The 17,826-nt window shown below is 74.3% G+C and carries 19 protein-coding genes, 1 tRNA gene and 1 pseudogene; 13 read left to right on the plus strand and 8 right to left on the minus strand.

The features are described from left to right. Positions 1-8: 8 nt before the first annotated feature. From ABZ621_RS29045 to ABZ621_RS29060, 4 genes are read right to left on the minus strand one after another with little or no spacing between them, the layout of a single operon-like run. Positions 9-1,346 carry an STM4012 family radical SAM protein gene (locus ABZ621_RS29045; protein WP_360609388.1) on the minus strand — a complete coding sequence of 446 codons (1,338 nt, stop codon included), beginning with the start codon at positions 1,344-1,346 and terminating at the stop codon, positions 9-11. Continuing rightward, complete coding sequence (locus tag ABZ621_RS29050) at positions 1,343-2,164, minus strand: STM4013/SEN3800 family hydrolase (RefSeq protein ID WP_360609414.1); 822 nt, start codon at positions 2,162-2,164, stop codon at positions 1,343-1,345. Before ABZ621_RS29050 ends, ABZ621_RS29045 begins: the two co-directional genes overlap by 4 nt. Before the next feature lie 11 nt (positions 2,165-2,175). Then, positions 2,176-3,351: an STM4014 family protein gene (locus tag ABZ621_RS29055; protein ID WP_360609389.1), complete on the minus strand. Its 1,176-nt coding sequence runs from the start codon at positions 3,349-3,351 to the stop codon at positions 2,176-2,178. Continuing rightward, positions 3,348-4,307: an STM4015 family protein gene (locus ABZ621_RS29060; protein ID WP_360609390.1), complete on the minus strand. Its 960-nt coding sequence runs from the start codon at positions 4,305-4,307 to the stop codon at positions 3,348-3,350. The genes ABZ621_RS29055 and ABZ621_RS29060 overlap by 4 nt, the downstream gene beginning before the upstream one ends. Positions 4,308-4,487: 180 nt before the next feature. Between ABZ621_RS29060 and ABZ621_RS29065 the strand changes: the two genes are divergently transcribed. The 3 genes from ABZ621_RS29065 to ABZ621_RS29075 all read left to right on the plus strand — a co-directional run bounded on the left by ABZ621_RS29065 (position 4,488) and on the right by ABZ621_RS29075 (position 6,881). Further along, entirely contained in the window at positions 4,488-4,814 is a 327-nt protein-coding gene (locus tag ABZ621_RS29065; protein WP_360609391.1) for a hypothetical protein, read from the plus strand. A 35-nt stretch (positions 4,815-4,849) separates the two neighbouring features. Beyond that, positions 4,850-5,887: a DUF6745 domain-containing protein gene (locus tag ABZ621_RS29070; protein ID WP_360609392.1), complete on the plus strand. Its 1,038-nt coding sequence runs from the start codon at positions 4,850-4,852 to the stop codon at positions 5,885-5,887. 196 nt (positions 5,888-6,083) lie between these two features. Beyond that, positions 6,084-6,881 carry an SIMPL domain-containing protein gene (locus ABZ621_RS29075; RefSeq protein WP_360609393.1) on the plus strand — a complete coding sequence of 266 codons (798 nt, stop codon included), beginning with the start codon at positions 6,084-6,086 and terminating at the stop codon, positions 6,879-6,881. Positions 6,882-7,218: 337 nt separating this feature from the next. On the opposite strand, the gene ABZ621_RS29080 is transcribed toward ABZ621_RS29075, so the two are convergent. Continuing rightward, positions 7,219-7,824, minus strand: a complete 606-nt coding sequence (locus ABZ621_RS29080) for a TetR/AcrR family transcriptional regulator (RefSeq protein WP_360609394.1) — start codon at positions 7,822-7,824, stop codon at positions 7,219-7,221. Positions 7,825-7,953: 129 nt separating this feature from the next. Between ABZ621_RS29080 and ABZ621_RS29085 the strand changes: the two genes are divergently transcribed. The 3 genes from ABZ621_RS29085 (at position 7,954) to ABZ621_RS29095 (ending at position 9,931) form a co-directional block, all read left to right on the plus strand. After that, entirely contained in the window at positions 7,954-9,153 is a 1,200-nt protein-coding gene (locus tag ABZ621_RS29085) for an MBL fold metallo-hydrolase (RefSeq protein WP_360609395.1), read from the plus strand. A 93-nt stretch (positions 9,154-9,246) separates the two neighbouring features. Then, entirely contained in the window at positions 9,247-9,606 is a 360-nt protein-coding gene (locus tag ABZ621_RS29090; protein ID WP_360609396.1) for a hypothetical protein, read from the plus strand. Positions 9,607-9,751: 145 nt separating this feature from the next. After that, on the plus strand, positions 9,752-9,931 hold the full coding sequence (locus ABZ621_RS29095) for a hypothetical protein (RefSeq protein ID WP_360609397.1): 180 nt from the start codon (positions 9,752-9,754) through the stop codon (positions 9,929-9,931). Between the two features lie 30 nt (positions 9,932-9,961). Here the strand turns inward: ABZ621_RS29095 and ABZ621_RS29100 are convergent, their stop codons facing one another. Continuing rightward, positions 9,962-10,357 (minus strand): NTP pyrophosphohydrolase, encoded by a 396-nt coding sequence (locus ABZ621_RS29100; protein WP_360609398.1) that lies wholly within the window; start codon positions 10,355-10,357, stop codon positions 9,962-9,964. 461 nt (positions 10,358-10,818) lie between these two features. On the opposite strand from ABZ621_RS29100, the gene ABZ621_RS29105 reads away from it, so the two are divergent. Genes ABZ621_RS29105 through ABZ621_RS29125 form a run of 5 tightly spaced genes read left to right on the plus strand, consistent with a single transcriptional unit; the run spans position 10,819 to position 14,619 of the window. Next, entirely contained in the window at positions 10,819-12,633 is a 1,815-nt protein-coding gene (locus tag ABZ621_RS29105; protein WP_360609399.1) for an ATP-binding protein, read from the plus strand. A gap of 7 nt (positions 12,634-12,640) precedes the next feature. Beyond that, positions 12,641-13,075 (plus strand): roadblock/LC7 domain-containing protein, encoded by a 435-nt coding sequence (locus tag ABZ621_RS29110; protein WP_169089929.1) that lies wholly within the window; start codon positions 12,641-12,643, stop codon positions 13,073-13,075. Further along, positions 13,072-13,449: a DUF742 domain-containing protein gene (locus ABZ621_RS29115; RefSeq protein ID WP_360609400.1), complete on the plus strand. Its 378-nt coding sequence runs from the start codon at positions 13,072-13,074 to the stop codon at positions 13,447-13,449. The genes ABZ621_RS29110 and ABZ621_RS29115 overlap by 4 nt, the downstream gene beginning before the upstream one ends. Next, positions 13,427-14,050: an ATP/GTP-binding protein gene (locus tag ABZ621_RS29120; protein WP_360609401.1), complete on the plus strand. Its 624-nt coding sequence runs from the start codon at positions 13,427-13,429 to the stop codon at positions 14,048-14,050. The genes ABZ621_RS29115 and ABZ621_RS29120 overlap by 23 nt, the downstream gene beginning before the upstream one ends. Then, positions 14,047-14,619, plus strand: coding sequence for a GAF domain-containing protein (locus ABZ621_RS29125; RefSeq protein WP_169089935.1), 573 nt, complete (start codon positions 14,047-14,049; stop codon positions 14,617-14,619). Before ABZ621_RS29120 ends, ABZ621_RS29125 begins: the two co-directional genes overlap by 4 nt. A 70-nt stretch (positions 14,620-14,689) precedes the next feature. Here the strand turns inward: ABZ621_RS29125 and ABZ621_RS29130 are convergent, their stop codons facing one another. Continuing rightward, positions 14,690-15,898, minus strand: coding sequence for an acyl-CoA dehydrogenase family protein (locus ABZ621_RS29130; protein ID WP_360609402.1), 1,209 nt, complete (start codon positions 15,896-15,898; stop codon positions 14,690-14,692). A 372-nt stretch (positions 15,899-16,270) separates the two neighbouring features. Here ABZ621_RS29130 and ABZ621_RS29135 point away from each other — a divergent pair. Beyond that, positions 16,271-16,344 (plus strand) — tRNA-Pro (locus ABZ621_RS29135). On the opposite strand, the pseudogene ABZ621_RS29140 reads toward ABZ621_RS29135, so the two are convergent. Continuing rightward, positions 16,310-16,687, minus strand: a pseudogene (locus ABZ621_RS29140) (alpha/beta hydrolase fold domain-containing protein); the annotation flags it as partial. The gene ABZ621_RS29135 and the pseudogene ABZ621_RS29140 overlap by 35 nt on opposite strands. A gap of 366 nt (positions 16,688-17,053) precedes the next feature. On the opposite strand from ABZ621_RS29140, the gene ABZ621_RS29145 reads away from it, so the two are divergent. After that, on the plus strand, positions 17,054-17,826 hold a 773-nt coding region (locus ABZ621_RS29145), incomplete at its 3' end, for an extracellular solute-binding protein (RefSeq protein ID WP_360609403.1).

Below are 17,826 nucleotides of genomic sequence, written 5' to 3' on the forward strand. Positions count from 1 at the left end.
GGCCGGCCCTACTTCGGCTCGTACGCGGCCATCGCGGCCCGTACGGCGGGGGAGAACAGCTCCGGGCCGAGCCCGTCCGAGTGCGCGAGCCCCTCCGGCGACAGCCTGAGCAGCCCCGCCGGCGCCGCACCGTCCAGCCAGCCGTACCCCGCGAACCGGTCGAGCTCCGCGCCGAAGTCCTCGTGCGCCGAGGTCCCGAACCGCTGCTCGTACCCGGCCAGCTCCATGCCCCGCGCCTGCAGCAGCGACTGCAGGAGGTGGCGGCGGCGGGCCTCCGCCCCGTCCACCCGGCGGCCCACCACGGCCCGGGAGAAGTCCCGGGTCTCCGTGTAGGCGTCGATGATCGAGCGGATCTCCCGCATGTCGACCGCATAGTCGAAGGAGTAGTGCAGCGCGGCGGTGTACGAGCGGGCGCCGCACCCCAGGCCGATCATGCCGTCCGTCTGGCAGGCGTGGTCGTCGGGGCCCGACGGGGCCGCGCCGGCCCGCCGGAACATCCGCATCGACACCTGCTCGTACCCCTCCGCGAGGAGGTGGTCCCGGCCCTGCCGGTAGAGCCGCAGCCGCCGCGCGTCCCACTCCGCGTCCGACTCGGCGGGCCCGGTCCGGCCCAGGCCGGTGAGCGGGCGCACGTACAGCGGGTACAGGTACAGCTCCTCGGGCCGCCAGGCCAGCGCCGCGTCCAGCGAGTACCGCCAGGACTCCTCGGTCTGCCCGTCGATGCCGTAGATGAGGTCGATGTTCAGCACCGGCACCCCGGCGTCCCGGATCCGGCCGAGCGCCGCCTCCACGTCCGCCCGCCGCTGCGGCCGGACCGCCGCCCGCGCCTCGGCGTCCACGAAGCTCTGCACCCCGATGCTCAGCCGGGTCGCGCCCCGCCCGGCGAGCACCGCGAGCCGGTCGGCGGTCGCGGTCGCCGGGGACGTCTCCACGGAGAGCGGCACCGCCCGCAGGTCCGCGCCCATGCGGTGCTCGGCGATGTCGCAGAGCCGCTCCAGCTCGGCGGCGGTCAGGAAGGTGGGGGTGCCGCCGCCGAAGGCCGCCGCCGCGAACCGCACCGGCGCCGCGTCGCCGAGCGCCTCCCGGACGGCGACGGCCTGCCGGTCGAGCGCGTCGAGATAGCGGGTGGTCAGTTCGTCCGGGGCGCCGATCCGGGTGAACAGGTTGCAGAAACCGCAGCGGACCTCGCAGAACGGCACGTGCGCGTAGAGCGAGAGGGCGTCCTTCGGCTCGTCCGCCCAGAGCGCCGCCAGTTCCGGCCGCTCGGGCAGCGGACGGTACGCCGTCTTGTGCGGGTAGGCGTAGACGTACGAGCGGTACGGGCGGGGGAGCGGGAGGCCGGTCACGCGGCGGCCCCCTCGGCCGGACCGGCCAGCGTGAACTGCGCGTACGGCACCGTCCACACGACCTCGTGGCCGAGCCGGTGGCCCGTGTAGCCGTCGTCGCCGTACGCCGTGCCGTGGTCCGAGCAGACGATCGCGAAGCAGCGGCGGCGGCTGCTCATCGCCGCGAAGAGGCGCCCGATGTGCCGGTCGACGTACTCAAGCGCCGCCGCGTGGGTGGCCCGGGTGTCGCCCGCCTCGCGGGTGGCGCCCGGCAGGTGGAACCAGTTCGGCTGGTGCAGCGCCGCCACGTTCACGAAGAGGAAGAGCCGGCGGTCCGCCGGCAGCGCGGCCACCACCTCCTCGGCCCGGGCCACCTGCGCCTCGAACGACGTCGGCGAGGCCACGCCGAAGGACGGCTCCCAGTGGCTCTCCTGGAAGAGGCCGGGCAGGACCGAGCCGAGCGGCGGCCGCCCGTTGAAGAACCCGACGCCGCCGACGCACACCGTCCGGTAGCCGTCGGCGGCGAGCGCCGTGACCAGGTCGGGGGCGTCGTACACATAGGTGCCGCCGGCGGTGGTCTCGCTGCCCGCGAACCGGGCCGCGAAGAGCCTCGGGTGCGGTCCCGGCGCGGCCGGAGTCGGCAGGAAGCCCGCGAAGATCGCCTGGTGGGAGGCGTAGGTGAAGCTGCCGGGCGCGTGCCGGCGCTCCCAGCGGCCACCCGGGAGGTGCCGGGCCAGGTTCGGTATGCGGCCGGCGGCGGCCAGCTCGGCGGCCACGTCGTACCGGAGGGTGTCGAGGGTGACCAGGAGCAGGTCGTGGCTGCCGACGACCGCGTTCATGTCGGGCTGGTTCACGGGGCGGTGCTCGTTCCTGTGGTGCGGGGGCCGGCGGTGCTCGCGGGCGGGCGTACGGGTGGGGGCGCGGGCGGGTGTTCCAGCAGGTCGGCGACCTGGGCGCCGTAGGTGTCCAGGCCCTCGGCGCCGCTGCCCGCCAGGCCGGTGAGGCCGGGCAGCAGGTCCCCGAAGGCGTTGACCTCGCCGACCGCGAAGCGGCGCCAGCCGGCGCCCGGCAGCAGGTCCACCCCGACGCACCGGGTGCCCGGGAAGGCCGCCGCCGCGCCCTCGCAGACGGCGACCGCGTCCTCCCAACGGCGGCCGGCGGCGGTGATCGCCGTCCGGGCGGCGGCGAGGTCGCCGCGGGCGCCGCCGAGGTGCAGATTGGTCAGCGGCGAACGGCTGGTGCGGACCACCGCGTGGGTGGCGCGCCCGCCGGTCACCACCACCCGCAGGTCGGCCGCCCGGCCGCCCTGGACCGCCTTCGGCAGCCAGCGCTCCACGTGCAGTCCGTCCGGGGCGAGCGCGTCGACCAGCGCGCCGACCTCCCGCGCGCCCGTGTAGCGGCGTACCCGCAGCGAGTTGAAGAGCCGTCCGGCGCCGTCCCGCTCGACCGAGGTGGCGGCCTGCACCCGCCCCGCGCCGGCCGTCTCCACGGCCAGCACCCCGGAGGCGGAGGAGCCGTGGGCCGGCTTGACGAAGACCCGGCGCAGCCCGGCCCCGGCCATCAGCGCCACCAGGTCGTCCCAGCCCCGCACCGGCGCCCCGCCGGGGCCGGAGGTCGGCGAGGCGGGCACGGGCACGCCGGCGGCGGCGAGCCGGCCGTGGGTGAGCCGCTTGTCGAAGAGGACGGCCGTCTCCGCCGGGTCGTCGACCAGCACCGCTCCGGAGCGGCCCGCCTCGGCGGCGAGCCCGGCGAGGGCCGCGGTGAACCGCTCGTACCAGAGCCGGCTCCCCTCCACCCGGGCCGGGTCGTCCGCGCCGCGCAGCAGCAGGTCGACCTCCGGAACCTCGCCGGGCGAGTCGATCCGGACGGTCTCGCCCGCCGCGAAGCGGGCCCCGCCGCGCAGGACGTCCGTCCACGGCACGGCCCGCGCCCCGGGCAGTCCGGCGGCGCGCAGCGCGTCCTGGAAGAACGCGACGCGACGCCCCGCCGGGTCGCCGACGACCACGAGGCGCGGGCCCGCGGTCATTCGGCGATGGCGACGTAGCGCCAGACGTCCCCGTCGCCGTCGTCCTCCGCGGTCTGCGGGTCGTCCAGGACGACCCGCACCCCGTGCGGGGCGAGCGCGGCGGTGAGCCGCTCGCCCATCGCCTCCGAGAGGTAGTGGTGCTCCAGGTCCAGCTCCGTCAGATGCGTCAGCGGCTGGCCGTCGAGCAGCGCGGCCGCGCCCTCGTCGGTGAGCACGCCCATGCTGAGGTCGAGCCGGTCGAGGCGGGCGACGACCGGGGCGCTCGCGACGGCGGCGGCCACCCGGTCCTCGATCACGCTGTTGCACAGGCCGAGGCTGCGCAGGGCCGGGAAGGCCTCGCCGGAGAGCAGCGGCGCCAGGTCGCCGGGCGAGGAGTCACCGCCGTACTCGTCGGTCCCGAGCCACAGTTCGAGCCGCTCCAGGGCCGGCAGCTCGCTGCCCGCGATGCCGCGCACGACCTCGGCGCCGAGCCCGCCGGTCTCCACGACCAGGGTCCGCAGACCGGTGTGGCGCACCGGCGGGAAGACGAGCCCGGTGCCGCCGCGCACGCCGAGCTCCCGCAGCGCCGGGTAGGCGGCGAGCAGCGGCGTCACGTCGGACTGCACGATCCAGGAGATCTCGCAGTCCTCCATGGTCATGTCGCCGAGGAAGACCGCCTCCAGGGCCGTCAGCCGGTCGTTGGCGCCGATGAGCGCGGTGACGATCGCGGCGGAGGAGGCGTCGTACGCGTCCTCCCAGCCGCCCACGACGATCGCGCGGACCCGCGTGGTGTCCACGGTCTTCAGGAAGCGGTCGAAGACGGCGGCCCAGCTCTCCTCGTCGTCGTCGCGGTAGGTCGGGCTGGACAGCCGCCAGGCCACGGCCGCCGGGTCGGGCAGCGCGGCGCCCGAGTCGGCGTCCGGGAGGTCGAAGACGGGGAGGCCGTGGAACTCCTCCAGGTAGGCCCCAATGGTCATGACGGTGCTCCAGACGACGGACGGCGGTACGGGCGTGACGCCAAGAAGTTGTACCAAGGCGTACCGACAGGAGGGGCGGGGGGTCGGCCCGGGGGGGGTCTGGCCGGGGCGTTGTCAGTGGCGGCCCCTAGCGTCGTTCTCGTGTTCGGGCAGCGGGTTCCGGACGGGAAGGGGAGAGCCATGTACCGGCAGGGGGACGTGCTGATCGTGTCCGTCGACGAGCGGGCCGTGCCCGCCCGGGCGAAGGACGCGCGGAGCGAGCCGAGGGACGGCCGGGGGCGGCTCGTGCTCGCCTTCGGCGAGGTCACCGGACACGCCCACGCGGTCCCGGGCCCCGGCCGGCTGGTGCGGGAGCCGGGACCGTACGGCCCGTTCCTGCTCGAACTGCCCGAGGGCGGACGGCTGGTGCACGAGGAGCACGCGCCGATCGTGCTGCCGAGAGGCTGGTACCGGGTGGTGCGGCAGCGGGAGTACGTGCCGGGCGCGTACCGGATCGTGGCGGACTGAGACGGGACCGGACGGTGCCGGAGGAGCGGACGGACATGGGGGACAGGACGATGAACGAGGGCGACGTGTACGAGAAGTGGCGGGCCGTCGCGGCCGCCACCGGGGCGGCGGACCGGACGGCCGCGGAGGCCGGGGTCCTGCTCGCCTACGCCTTCGCGGGGCTGCCCGCGCCGGAGCGTGTGGTGTGGGCGGAGTCGCCGCTCGCCGGCGTCGAGCTGGTCGCGGGCCTCGCGGACCGGGGGCGGTCGGTGCGGGAGGAGGTGCGGACCCTGCCCTGGGCGGAGGAGCGCCGCCGCCTCCACGACGCGCTCGGCCCCGCCGGGTGGACGGCGCACTGGCAGGCCACCGGAGCCCGGCTGTGGGACCCGGCGCGGGCGCTCGCCGAGCGGATCAGGACCGGGATCCTGGACGTGCTCGGCGACCGGGAGGAACCCGGCGCGCTCACCGAGCTCGCGGGCCGGGAGCTGCTGTACGACGCGGTGCTCGGCCAGCAGGACGCCGCCTGGCTCGCCGCCTTCGACGGGCGCGGCACCCGACTCGCCGGACTCGCCGCGGTCGCCGAGCAGGCCGGCTGGTGGTGGCCGTACGAGAAGGTCGCCGTCGTCTGCGAACGCCCCGTCGAGCTGCACCGGGACGAGGCCGGGCGGCTCGACCGGGGCGACGGCCCGGCGCTCGCCCACCGGGACGGCTTCGCCCTCCACGCCTGGCGCGGCATGCCCGTCACGGCCGACTTCCTGGCGGGCCTCGCGGACCTCACGCCGGAGCGCATCCGCGACGAGGAGAACGCCGAACTGCGGCGCGTGATGCTGGAGTTCTACGGCTACGAGCGCTACCTCGACGCCTCCGGGGCCCGCCCCGAGGGCCGCGACGAGGCGGGCGTGCTGTGGCGGATCGAGCTCGGCGACGACGAGGACGTGGTGATGGTCGAGGTGGTCAACTCGACGCCCGAGCCGGACGGCAGCCACCGCACGTACTGGCTCCGCGTGCCGCCCGGCACCCGGACCGCCCGGGAGGGCGTCGCCTGGACCTTCGGCCTGGGCACGGAGGCGTACGCGCCGCTCGTGCAGACCTGAGCGGGGGCGGGGCGGGGGAGCGGCGGCACGCTCGTAAGGACAGCCGCTCGTACGGAGAGCCGCTCGGCTGGAAATCCGCTGGTACGGAGAGGTGAAGGGCGGCGGCGGTCAGGAGTGGCGCCCGGGAGGCGGCGGCCCCGGGTGCTGGGATGTGCCCGCCGGAGCCACCGGCACCCGACCGTCGAAGGGACCGCCCGTGCCGCACCGCCCCGCGCCCACCCTCCCGAACCGCGGCGCCCGCGCCGCCCGTCTGCTCGCCGCCGGCGCGGGCAGCGCCGTCCTCGGAGCGCTGCTCCTGGGCGCCGCGGCCCCCGCGCTCGCCGCCGCGCCGGAGCGCCCCGCCCCGCGGGCGACCGCCGCCCGGGCCGAGGCGCCGGCGACCGTCACCGTGACGGGCAGCGGCAGCGCCACCGCCGCCCCCGACCTGGCGATCCTCTCGGTGGGCGTGGAGGTCACCAAGCCGACGGCGAAGGAGGCGATGGCGGCGCAGAACACGGCGGCGAAGGCGCTGCTCGCCGTGTTGCGCGAGGAGGGCATCGCGGACCGGGACATCCGCACCGACAGCCTCTCCCTCAACCCCGTCTACACCCAGACGACCGGGGGCGAGTCCAAGGTGACCGGCTACCAGGCGAGCCAGAGCTTCTCCGTGAAGGTCCGGGACATCGACCGGGCCGGCCAGGTCATCGGCGCCGTCAACGGCGCCACGGGGGACGCGGGCCGGGTCAACGGCGTCGTCTTCGACGTGGCCGACCCGAAGGAGCTGCGCGCCAAGGCCCGCGAGGCCGCGTACCGGGACGCGTACGAGAAGGCCTCCCAGCACGCCAAGCTGAGCGGCCACCGCCTGGGCCGGCTGGTCTCCCTCAGCGAGGGCGACTCGCTCCGGCCCGGCCAGGGCACGCTCCCGTCCCTCCCGGCCGACGAACAGAACGTCCCGCTCGCCCCCGGCGAGATCGAGGAGCAGGTGACGGTCTCGGCGGTCTACGAACTCCTCTGAGGCCGGGCGTCCGGCTTCCGCCCCCGGCCCCCACCCCCGGCCCGGCTCGAACGCGGGCCCGTGCCTTTGCGCCTTGCCGCCGGTCTGCGCGCCCGGCGCCGCTTGGCCGTCGGGTGTGCCGCTCGGCCGTGCGCCGCCGTTCGGCCCGGCCCTGGCCCCGGCCCCCGGCCTCAGCTCGGGCGCGGGCCCGTGCCCAGGCCCTGGCCCTGGCCCAGGCCCGCGGCCCCGGCCCCGGCCCTGGCTCGGGCTCTTGCGCCATGCTGCCGGCCGGCGGGCCCGCTCGGGTGCCGGGCCGTGGCCTGGGGGCGTGTTCCCGGCCCGGGGCACCGGGCGCCGCTCAGTTCTCCGGTGTCGGGAGGCCCAGCTCGCGGTCGAGGGCCGTGTCGGCCCAGCGGAGCATCGCCGCGCGGGAGAGGCCGCCGGTGTAGACGGTCGTCTGGACGGCGAGGCCGTCGAGGTAGGCGGTGAGCCGCCAGGCGGCGCCCGCCGGGTCCGGGCAGGGGAACTCGCCGGCGGCGACCCCCTCCTCGATCACGGCGGTCAGGGCGCGCTTCCACTCCTGGTCGAGCGAGGCGGCGACCCGGCGCAGCTCGGGGTCGCGCAGGCCGGCCGCCCACGCCTCGATCCACAGCCGCCACCCCTTGGCCTGGCCCCTCGGGGCGTACCAGCGGATGGCGGCGCGCAGCCGCCGCACCGCCGTCGAGCGGCGCCCGAGGAGCCGGCGCAGCTCGGCGAGGTCGCTCTCGGCGGCGTGCGCGAAGGCCGCCGCGACCAGCTGCTCCTTGGTGGAGAAGTGGTACAGCACGAGCGCGTTGCTGACGCCGAGGGCCGCGGCCACATCGGCGATGCGGACGGCGGTGGTGCCCCGGGCCTCGATCTGTTCGACGGCGGCCCGCAGCAGCTCCTCGCGCCGCTCGGCCACGCTCAACCGCACTCTCGCCACGCCGAGCAGCCTACACAGCACATGACAGAGTCATGATCATCGCCGCCGGCCGGTCCGCCACCCGGTCGCCCGCCCGTCCGCCTCCGCGTCCGCCCATAATGGAACGACCCCCAGAGTTCAGGAGGACTTGTGACCGGTACCGGCTCCGACCGTTCGCTGCGGGCCCGGCTGCGCGCCCTGCGGCCCGAGTCCTTCGGCGCCGAGCCCACGGGGGAGCGGCTGGCCCGCATCCGCCGCTCGCCGCACTTCGCCGACGGCGTCTTCCGGAACCCCGAGGAGGCCCGCCGGGGCCCCTCCGGCTCCACCGCCGACCTGATGAAGGTCTACTTCGAGCGGGAGGCGCGCGCCCGCCGCGCCCCGTCCGGGGTGATCCCCGTCCACCCGACGGCCGTGGCCGACCTGGCCCGCCCCGCCGCGAGCGGCCTGCGGATCACCTGGCTGGGCCACTCCAGCGTGCTCGCCGAGATCGACGGCGTCCGGATCCTCTTCGACCCGGTCTGGGGAGAGCGCTGCTCTCCCTTCTCCTTCGTCGGGCCCAAGCGGCTCCACCCGGCGCCCGCGCCGCTCGCCGCGCTCGGCCCGGTCGACGTCGTCGTGATCTCCCACGACCACTACGACCACCTCGACCTGCCGACGATCAAGGCGCTGGCCTCCACCGACACCCTCTTCGCCGTCCCGCTCGGCGTCGGCGCCCACCTGGAGCACTGGGGCGTCCCCGCCTCGCGCCTGCGCGAGCTGGACTGGCACGAGTCCACCGAGGTCGGCGACGTCACCCTCACCGCCACCCCGGCCCGTCACTTCTGCGGCCGCGCCATCCGCAACCAGCAGCACACCCTCTGGGCCTCCTGGTCCGTCCGCGGCCCCCGCCACCGTATCTTCCACAGCGGCGACACCGGCTACTTCCAGGGCTTCCGGGAGATCGGCGCCGCCCACGGCCCCTTCGACGTCACCATGATCCAGATCGGCGCCTACTCCGAGTTCTGGCCCGACATCCACATGACCCCCGCCGAAGGCGTCCGTGCCCACCTGGACCTCCAGGGCGGCACGCCCGGCGGCGTGCTGCTCCCCATCCACTGGGGCACCTTCAACCTGGCCCCGCACCCGTGGGCGGAACCGGGGGAGTGGACCCGCGACGCGGCGCGGGAGGCCGGGCAGGCGGTGGCGCTTCCCCGCCCCGGCGAGCCGTTCGAGCCCGCGGGGAAGGTGCCCGCGGACCCCTGGTGGCGTGCCGTGTCCCAGCCCCTGGCCCGCCCGTGGCGCCGCCCGGAGCCCCCGGAGACCCGCGGCGAGGCACCGCGGCGCGACCTCGACCTGGCGGGCGACCGCTGACGACGCGCGGGGAGCGCCGGCGCGCGGACCGGACGGCCGTCCGGTCCTGGGCGGTGGCGCTGTCGAGGATCACGTGGGTGTTCCGGGGGAGGCGTGGGAGAGGGTGAGGAGGCCGATCGCGCGGACGGCGGCGACGACGAGGACCCGGCGCCGGCGCCGACGCTGATCGCCTGCGTCGAGCAGGCCCTGGACGCGCTCGGCGTCCGCTTCGGGCCCGCGCGCGCCGAGGTCGTCGTCATCCCCGAGGGCCCGGCCCTGGTCGAGGTCGGCACCCGCATCGCGGGCGACGCGCACCCCGCGTTCCACACCGCGTGCGCGGGCGGCGACCAGACCGCGCTCACCGCGCTCGGCTCCCCGGACCCCGGGCGGTTCCTCGCCGACCACGCGGTCGCGGAGCTCGCCGCCCTGGGGTCCTGGCCGCCGGAGGCGTCCTCTCGGCGCTCCCGGCCCTGACGGTCCTCCACGCGGGAGCACCCGCCGGACGCCCTTCCTCCTCGCACGGCTGACCGAATCCGGGTCGCCGAGCATGCTCTGTTTCCGGGCGAGTCGGGTAAGAACCGGGCAGGGAAACACCACACCGTGCGGCAAGGGGGAGACCGTGGGGGAAGCGGTGCTCATCATCATCGGAATCGTGCTCGTCTGCGCGTTCCTCGGAACCGTCTTCGACTCGGGGTCCGGCTCGTCGTCGAGCAAGGACAAGGACAAGGACGGCGGGGCCGGAGGCAGCGGAGGCGGCTGCGGGGGCTGCGGAGGAGGATGCGGCGGCTGCGGCGGGTGAGTGACGCGCGGGGGCGCGCCACGCCGCCGCTCAGCCGCCCGGGAGGCTGCGGGGGCCCGCGCAGTGGGCGCCCGTCTCCTCCACGCGGCGGCGCAGCTCCCGGTCGGCCGTGATCACCAGACACGGCCGGCCGTGGGCCCCGCGGGCCAGCTCGGCGATCAGGTCGTCGCCGCTGCCGGGCGCCTCCTCCACCCGCACCTCCGGCACCGACCCGACGCCCCGGGCCCGGCCCTCGACCACCAGCACGATCTCGTACGGCCCCGGGAACGGCCCGTCGGCGGGCCCGCCGTGCGCGGCCAGCCGGTCCCGCAGGCGCTCCGCGGCGCCCCGGCGGTCACGCCACCAGCCGTCCGGCACGGAGCCCACGACGTTGGCCCCGTCCACGACGAGCAGCGGACGGCGGGAGAGCTCGGCTTCGGCGTTCATGCGTCCAGGATGGCAGCCACACCCCACCCCAGAGCGCTCACGCTCCGTGACGGAGGGGGGTGGAGGAGGCGGTCCCGGGCCCCTCCGGGGGATTCCGCTCGGCGGTGCGCCAGGCGCGTTTCCGCAGAGAGGAGAGGTCAATTGGCCTCTCCGCCCTCTTTCGTACGGTTCCGGTCCTCGACAACTCCTGTGCCAAACAGGCGACTTTCAGCCAATCGATATCGGCCGTCCGTCGAGGGGTCGGTAGCAGATTCCCCAGGTCTACGGGCAAGTTTGCCAACTGCGCACCGCACATGAACGGTTGACGACTACAGTGTGTGGTCGCTGATCATCGGTAGGCTCATCGCACCTGCCGTCCCCGACCGCAGCCTCCCCCGAATCACCCCCCAACCCCCCAGCCCACGAGTACCCGCAAGCACCCCTCAGTACGCCGATTTCCCGGGCACGTACCAAGGACACCCATGTCACAACTTCGCGCACCCGCCCCGCGGTCCGACCGCCGCGAGGGCGGGCGGCACGGCCGTTCGGGCGCCCGCACCACGACCACCGGCGCCAGCCAGACCAGGCCCGCGACGGCCGCCCCCGTCGAAGTCCGCATACGCCCCCAGCTGTTGCGCACCTCGGTCCTGCCCGCCGTCGCCGTCGCCCTCGGCGGCGCCGCCGCCGTGCTCTTCACCCTCCGCTCCACCGGTACCGCCCCGACGCCCGGCCTGTGGGCCGCGCTCACCGGCGCCGCCGCCCTCACCGTCGCCTCGGTGACGGCCGCCGCGCTCGGCGCCGACCGCGCCGCCCGGGCCGTCCTCGACCGGGTCGGCGCGCTGCGCCGCGACGCCACCCAGACGCAGGGCGAACTCCGTTCGGTCGTCGAACAGTTGCGCCGCGGCGAGGACCTGGCCCCCCGGCCCGCCCTCCCCGACACCACCCACGGCGACGAGTTCGACCGGCTCGGCGCCGAGCTCGCCCGCTCCCACGAGGCGGCCGTCGCCGCCGTCGTCCAGGCCTCCCGCCTCTCCTCCAGCGTCGGCAACGAGCAGAAGGTCGAGGTCTTCGTGAACCTCGCCCGACGGCTCCAGTCCCTCGTCCACCGCGAGATCCAGCTCCTCGACGAGCTGGAGAACGAGGTCGAGGACCCCGACCTGCTCAAGGGCCTCTTCCAGGTCGACCACCTGGCCACCCGCATCCGCCGCCACGCCGAGAACCTCGCCGTCCTCGGCGGCGCGATCTCCCGCCGCCAGTGGTCCAACCCGGTCACCATGACCGAGGTGCTCCGCTCCTCCATCGCCGAGGTCGAGCAGTACCCCCGCGTCAAGCTCGTCCCGCCGATCGACGGCACCCTGCGCGGCCACGCCGTCGCCGACGTCATCCACCTCCTCGCCGAACTCGTCGAGAACGCCACGGTCTTCTCCGCGCCGCACACCACCGTGCTGCTGCGCGCCCAGTACGTCACCGCCGGCCTCGCCATCGAGGTGGAGGACCGCGGCCTCGGCATGCCGGTCGTCGAGCAGAACAAGATGAACGCCCTGCTCGCCGACCCCGACCAGGTCAACGTCGCCCACCTCCTCCAGGACGGCCGCATCGGCCTCTTCGTGGTCTCCGCGCTGGCCCGGCGCCACGGCATCGCCGTCCGCCTCCAGTCGAACATCTACGGCGGGATCCAGGCCGTCCTCGTCCTCCCGCAGGGCATCCTCGGCGCCGACCCCGAGGGCCTCGCCCAGCACGAGCGCCAGACCGCCGCGGTCACCGGCGCCACCCCGCAGCAGCACCCGCAGCACCCGCAGCACCTCCAGCAGCCGCAGCAGCACCAGATCCCGGCGCAGGCCCCGGCTCCGCAGGCCCCGGCCCCGCAGCCCCAGCACGCGCAGCACGCCGAGCCGCCGCGCCCCCCCGGCGACGCCCCCACCACGCAGCTCGCGCCGGTCACGGCCGCCAACCCCGCCCCCGTACCCACGGAGGCCCCGGCCCCGGCTCCTTACGCCTACCGGCCGCCCGCCCCGGCGGCGCCGGCCGCCCCGGAGCGTCCCTACCCCCCGGCGGGCTTCGGCTCCGTACCGCCGGCGTCCCGCCCCGAGGCGCCCGGCCGGCCCGACCTGCCCAAGCGGCGCGCCCAGGAGCACCTCGTCCCCCAGCTGCGCGACGAGCCGCAGTCCCGTCCCGCCGAGGAGCACGCCCTGCACGACCCCGGCCTGATGGCCGCCTTCCAGCGTGGGATCGGCCTCGCCGAGTCCCAGCCCACCCCCCAGGAGTCGCTGCGTCACGGCGACGCGCACAAGGAGTAGACACACAATGGCGAGCAATGTGCCGAACGGCCATTCCTCGGATCTCGACTGGCTGCTGAGCGGTCTGGTCCAGCGGGTCCCGTACACCCGCAGCGCGGTCCTGCTCTCCTCCGACGGCCTGGTGAAATCCGTCCACGGGCTCGACCCCGACGCCGCCGACCACATGGCGGCCCTCGCCTCCGGGCTCTACTCGCTCGGCCGCAGCGCCGGCGTCCGGTTCGGCGACGGCGGCGAGGTGCGTCAGGTCGTCGTGGAGCTCGACTCCACCCTGCTCTTCGTCTCCACCGCCGGCTCCGGCACCTGCCTGGCCGTCCTCGCCGGGCGCGAGGCCGACGCCGCCGTCCTCGGCTACGAGATGGCGATGCTGGTCAAGAGCGTGCGCCCGTACCTGATGACGCCCGCCCGGCAGGCGGCCGCAGCGGCGGGTGGCGCCGGTCAGTGAACGCCTCACCCCCGCAGGAAGGGCCCTGGCTCGACGACGCGGCCGGCCGGCTGATCCGCCCCTACACCGTCAGCGGCGGACGGACCCGGCCCACCACCTCGCTCGACCTGCTCTCCCTGGTGATGGCGACCGGCTCCGGCCCCCTGCCCCACATGGGCCCCGAGCACGGCCTGGCCCTCGGGCTGTGCGGCGGGCCCACCTCGGTGGCCGAGATCGCGGCGCACTTAAGGCTGCCGGCGGCCGTCACCAAGGTCCTCCTCTCCGACCTCGTGGACTGTGGGGCCCTCACCGCGCGGGCCCCCCGCTTCCACGCCAACCCATCCGACCGTTCCTTGCTGGAGGCAGTGCTCGATGGCCTACGACAGCGGCTCTGAACGCCATGACGGTCTCGCGGCCGATCCCTTCCCCACCGCGCTGAAGATCCTGGTGGCGGGCGGTTTCGGCGTGGGAAAGACGACCTTCGTCGGAGCGGTGAGCGAGATCGAACCGCTCAGCACGGAGGAGCTGCTGACCTCGGTCAGCGCCGCCACCGACAGCCTGGAGGGCGTGGAGAACAAGACCACGACCACCGTGGCCATGGACTTCGGCCGGATCACCCTCGACGACCGCAACGTCCTCTACCTCTTCGGCACCCCGGGCCAGGAGCGGTTCTGGTTCATGTGGGACGAACTGTCCGAGGGCGCGCTCGGCGCGGTCGTCCTCGCCGACACCCGCCGCCTCCAGGAATGCTTCTCGGCGATCGACTTCTTCGAGCGCCGGGGCATCTCCTTCGTGGTGGCGGTCAACGAGTTCGACGGCGCCTTCCGCTACGACCGGGACGAGATCCGGCAGGCCCTCGACCTCGACGCCCTGGTGCCGATCGTCCTCTGCGACGCCAGGATCTCCAGCTCCGCCATCAGCACGCTGCTGACCCTCGTCCAGCACCTCCTCAACTCGACACCGGCCAGCGAGCCGAGCTTCGGAGTCACGCCATGACCTACGACCCGACCGGTCACCTCCTCCTGACCCCCATCGACAAGGAGGCCCCGGACCGGGTCCGGCGGCTGCGCGAACTGGGCCTCGGGGAGCGCCCGGACCCTGCCTTCGACGAGTTCGCTCAGCGGCTCGCCGAGATCACCGGCGCCCCGTTCTCGATGGTCAACTTCATCGACGAGAACCGGCAGTTCTTCGCCGGCCTGCACACCCCGGGCGGCTCCCACTCGGGCAGCGACCTGGGCGCTGCGGCGGCCGGCACGGGTGGCGTCGGCCGCTTCATGGCCCGCGACCACGGCTACTGCCCGCACGTGGTGGTGCGGCGGAAGGCGCTCGTCCTGGAGGACGTCTGCGACTACCCGCGCTTCGCGGGCAACCCGGTCGTCGACGAGATCGGCATCCGTTCCTACATGGGCGCGCCGCTGATCGACCGGACCGGCGTGGCGCTCGGCACGATCTGCGTGGTCGACACCGACGTCCGGCCCTGGGGCCGTTCCGGCCTGGAGACCATCAAGCAGATGGCGGCGGAGCTGGTCGAGCAGATCCACCGCCGCGAGGACGGCCGGTTCTGACCCGCGTCCACGCGTGGGGGAGGGCCCGTACGGCACGCCGCCGTACGGGCCCTCGCCCTCTTCCGGTGTCTCAGACGGGAGCGGGCTCCGGTTCCGGGGTGCGGACCAGCTCGGAGAGCCGCTCCGACCAGCTGCCCTTGTCCTGGCCGAGGGCGACCTCGCCGAGCCGCAGGAGCTGGATGTCAGAGGTGCCGGCCGGCGCGAAGATGTGGTGCGCGTCGCGGAGGTAGCGCTCGATGGAGCGGTCGGTGAAGAGGCCGGCGGCGGCGTGGATCTCCATGGCGTTGCGGCCGGAGTCGATGGCCGACTCGACGTTCACCAGCTTGGCGTTCATCAGCTCGGTGTCACAGGAGAGACCCTGGTCGAGCAGGTGCACCGCGTGGTAGGCGGCGAGCCGGGCCGTCATCAGGCGGGACTGCATCTGGCCCAGCTTGAGCTTCACCGTGGGCAGCGCGGACAGCGGCTCGCCGTAGCGGATCCGCTCGCTGGCGAAGCGGGTGGTCTCCTCCAGGATCGCGGTGTGGATGCCGAGGGAGACGGCGGTGAGGTTGGCCCGGCCGTAGAGCACGCTGGAGGAGTACGCGACGGAGAGGCCGTCGCCCTCGTCGCCCAGCCGGTTGGCGGCCGGGACCCGGCAGTTTTCGAAGATCAGCTCGCCGAAGCTGAAGCCGTGCAGGCCCATGGCCGGCTGCTGCGGGCCGAGCCGGAAGCCCGGGCGGTCGGACTCGACGAGGAAGGCGGTGAGCCCCTTCGATCCGGGGCCGGTCCTGACCACGACGCCGTGCAGATCGCCGACGTGGCTGTTTCCGACGTAGATCTTGCTGCCGTTGATGATGTAGTCGTCGCCGTCGCGGACGGCGCTCGCCTCCATGCCGAGGACGTGGCCGCCGGAGTCCGGCTCGGTGACCGCGATGGTCGGCAGGCACTCGCCCGAGGCGACCTTCGGCAGCCAGGTCTTGCGCTGGGCGTCGGAGCCGAAGTGGACGATCTTGGCGGTGCCCAGCTGGGAGGCCTGCACCATGGCGCCCATGGCTCCGCTGACCCGGGACAGCTCCTCGATGATGATCGTCTTGGCGAGGTGGCCCGCGCCCATGCCGCCGTACTCCGGGCTGATCGTCGCGCCCAGCCAGCCCTGGGCGGCGATGAGGCGGGACAGCTCGTGGTGGACCGTGCGGGAGGCCTCCATCTCGGCTATGCGGGGTCGCACCTCCCGCTCGGCGAAGTCGCGCACGGTCTCGCGCAGCCGATGATGGAGCCGGCTGCTGAAGTAGCTGTCCATACGAGTACCTCCCTGCGAAACGCCTGTCCGGCGGGGTCCGGACAGGTGGTGCATCGGCGGTGGTCCCGTCCCGAACAGGCCGACCCGTTTATGGTGTTGATCTTTCAGGGGTGGATCAATATCGCCCCCGTATTTGTCCGAAACCTGTGCTGTTGACGATCACTTCCGACTGTGTTGCGGGCGATCTGGAGCCCTGCCGTCCGCCGGGAGCCCTCGCGGAGGGTCGAATTCCCGCCACATTCCGGCGGCATGTGCCCGCACCGGCGTCGCGCCCCGGAGTGACCCCCGTAAAGCGGTTCGTGACCATCGGGGGAAGTGCGGTATGGTTCTCTTGCACGACGGGCCAGGGGAAACCCCAGGTCAGACGGGTAGCGGGACGTGGCGCAGCTTGGTAGCGCACTTGACTGGGGGTCAAGGGGTCGCAGGTTCAAATCCTGTCGTCCCGACTCGAGAGAGTCGTTGGCCGAGGGGCCGTTTCAGAGTGATCTGAAACGGCCCCTCGGGCGTTTCCGGGGCGGATGCGGCGAGGAACGCCACCGAGGCCGCGACGAGGCCGGGGATGCCGTCGTGGCCCGTGAAGGTGTGGCCCGCTCCCCAGAGTCCGATGCGGTCGGCATCGGGACCGAACTCCCCGGCGTGGGACCGAAGACGGTCCGGTGCTGCCCCGACGTCGTCGAGCTGGGCGGGGAACGGTGCCTCTCCCGAGATCCTGTAGTCGATCGTGGCACGGCCATGTCCGCCTCCAGGAGCGCCTGGAACAGGGAGGCGCCGCCGGTCGCCGTAGAGGAAGGCGCCTCCGTGGGATCTCCGCGTAGCTCATCGTCGTTGGCCTGTCCATGTGCGGGCCTCCTGCGGCACCAAGGTAACGGCCTCATGGAAAAAATTGAAGAGATCATGCAAAAGATGCACGTGATCTGAGGTGAGGGCTGGGGTGTGCGACGCGACCCCGTCGATCGTGTGCGCCCGTCAGGCGCCCGCCAGGCGTGTGTCAGGCGTGCCGGACGGGCGTGCGGCGGGCTGTTGTCGAGCAATTACGAAATGGGCGCGATATCTTGCGTTCACTTGTTGCGGGTGGTTGAGTGTGCCGCGCCCCACAACGCAGTCGCCGACCTCGGTGGGGCGACCTCCACGTTCTTGCCCGAAGGGGACCACTCGATGAGAAGTGCCAGGCTCCGCCGTGCCCGCCGCGCCAGCGCGGTCACCCTCGTCTCCGCGATGACACTGACCGCTCTCGCCGCTTGCGGCACGAGCAGCAGCAGCGACAACGGCACCGACGGTGCTGCGCAGCCGACCGGCTCGTCCGACGCCTCCGCCCCGCTCGATCCGAAGACGAAGGTGACGCTGACGATCGACTGCATGCCGCCGGCGGCGAAGGCGGCCGAGCTGAAGGAGTGGAAGGAGGACGTCGCCGAGTTCAACGAGACGTATCCGAACGTGACCATCGAGGGCCGGTCCACGCCGGGGCAGTGTCTGGAGCCCCCGCGCTTCACGGCGATGCTGAAGGCGAAGTCGCAGCCCGACGTCTTCTACACCTACTTCACCGACCTGCCCCAGGTCCTCTCGGAGAACGGCGCCGCCGACATCTCCGCGTACGTCAACGACAAGACGGTCCCGGCGCTCAAGGACATCGACCCCGACGTCCTCGGCTCCCTCAAGCAGGACGGCAAGCTCTACGGCCTCCCCACCAGCAACTACACGATGGGTCTGCTGATCAACCGCAAGCTGTTCAAGGACGCGGGTCTGGACCCGGACGCTCCGCCGCGTACCTGGGAGGGGGTCCGGGCGGCGGCGAAGAAGATCGCCGCGCTCGGTGGCGGGGTGGCCGGGTTCGGTGAGTACTCGGCCGCCAACACCGGGGGCTGGCACTTCACCGCGCAGCTGTACAGCCTCGGCGGGGACGTCGTCGACGCCAGCGGCACCAAGGCCGC

The sequence above is a fragment of the Streptomyces sp. NPDC007863 genome, from assembly GCF_040633895.1.
In the GTDB taxonomy this organism is placed as follows: Bacteria; Actinomycetota; Actinomycetes; order Streptomycetales; family Streptomycetaceae; genus Streptomyces.

Excerpts from the sequence above, each read along its gene's own strand:
- ABZ621_RS29050 (WP_360609414.1), bottom strand. The coding sequence starts at position 2,164 with ATGAACGCGGTCGTCGGCAGCCACGACCTGCTCCTGGTCACCCTCGAC.
- ABZ621_RS29070 (WP_360609392.1), top strand. The coding sequence starts at position 4,850 with ATGGGGGACAGGACGATGAACGAGGGCGACGTGTACGAGAAGTGGCGG.
- ABZ621_RS29105 (WP_360609399.1), top strand. The coding sequence starts at position 10,819 with ATGTCACAACTTCGCGCACCCGCCCCGCGGTCCGACCGCCGCGAGGGC.
- ABZ621_RS29055 (WP_360609389.1), bottom strand. The coding sequence starts at position 3,351 with ATGACCGCGGGCCCGCGCCTCGTGGTCGTCGGCGACCCGGCGGGGCGT.
- ABZ621_RS29065 (WP_360609391.1), top strand. The coding sequence starts at position 4,488 with ATGTACCGGCAGGGGGACGTGCTGATCGTGTCCGTCGACGAGCGGGCC.
- ABZ621_RS29060 (WP_360609390.1), bottom strand. The coding sequence starts at position 4,307 with ATGACCATTGGGGCCTACCTGGAGGAGTTCCACGGCCTCCCCGTCTTC.
- ABZ621_RS29110 (WP_169089929.1), top strand. The coding sequence starts at position 12,641 with ATGGCGAGCAATGTGCCGAACGGCCATTCCTCGGATCTCGACTGGCTG.
- ABZ621_RS29120 (WP_360609401.1), top strand. The coding sequence starts at position 13,427 with ATGGCCTACGACAGCGGCTCTGAACGCCATGACGGTCTCGCGGCCGAT.
- ABZ621_RS29130 (WP_360609402.1), bottom strand. The coding sequence starts at position 15,898 with ATGGACAGCTACTTCAGCAGCCGGCTCCATCATCGGCTGCGCGAGACC.
- ABZ621_RS29100 (WP_360609398.1), bottom strand. The coding sequence starts at position 10,357 with ATGAACGCCGAAGCCGAGCTCTCCCGCCGTCCGCTGCTCGTCGTGGAC.
- ABZ621_RS29125 (WP_169089935.1), top strand. The coding sequence starts at position 14,047 with ATGACCTACGACCCGACCGGTCACCTCCTCCTGACCCCCATCGACAAG.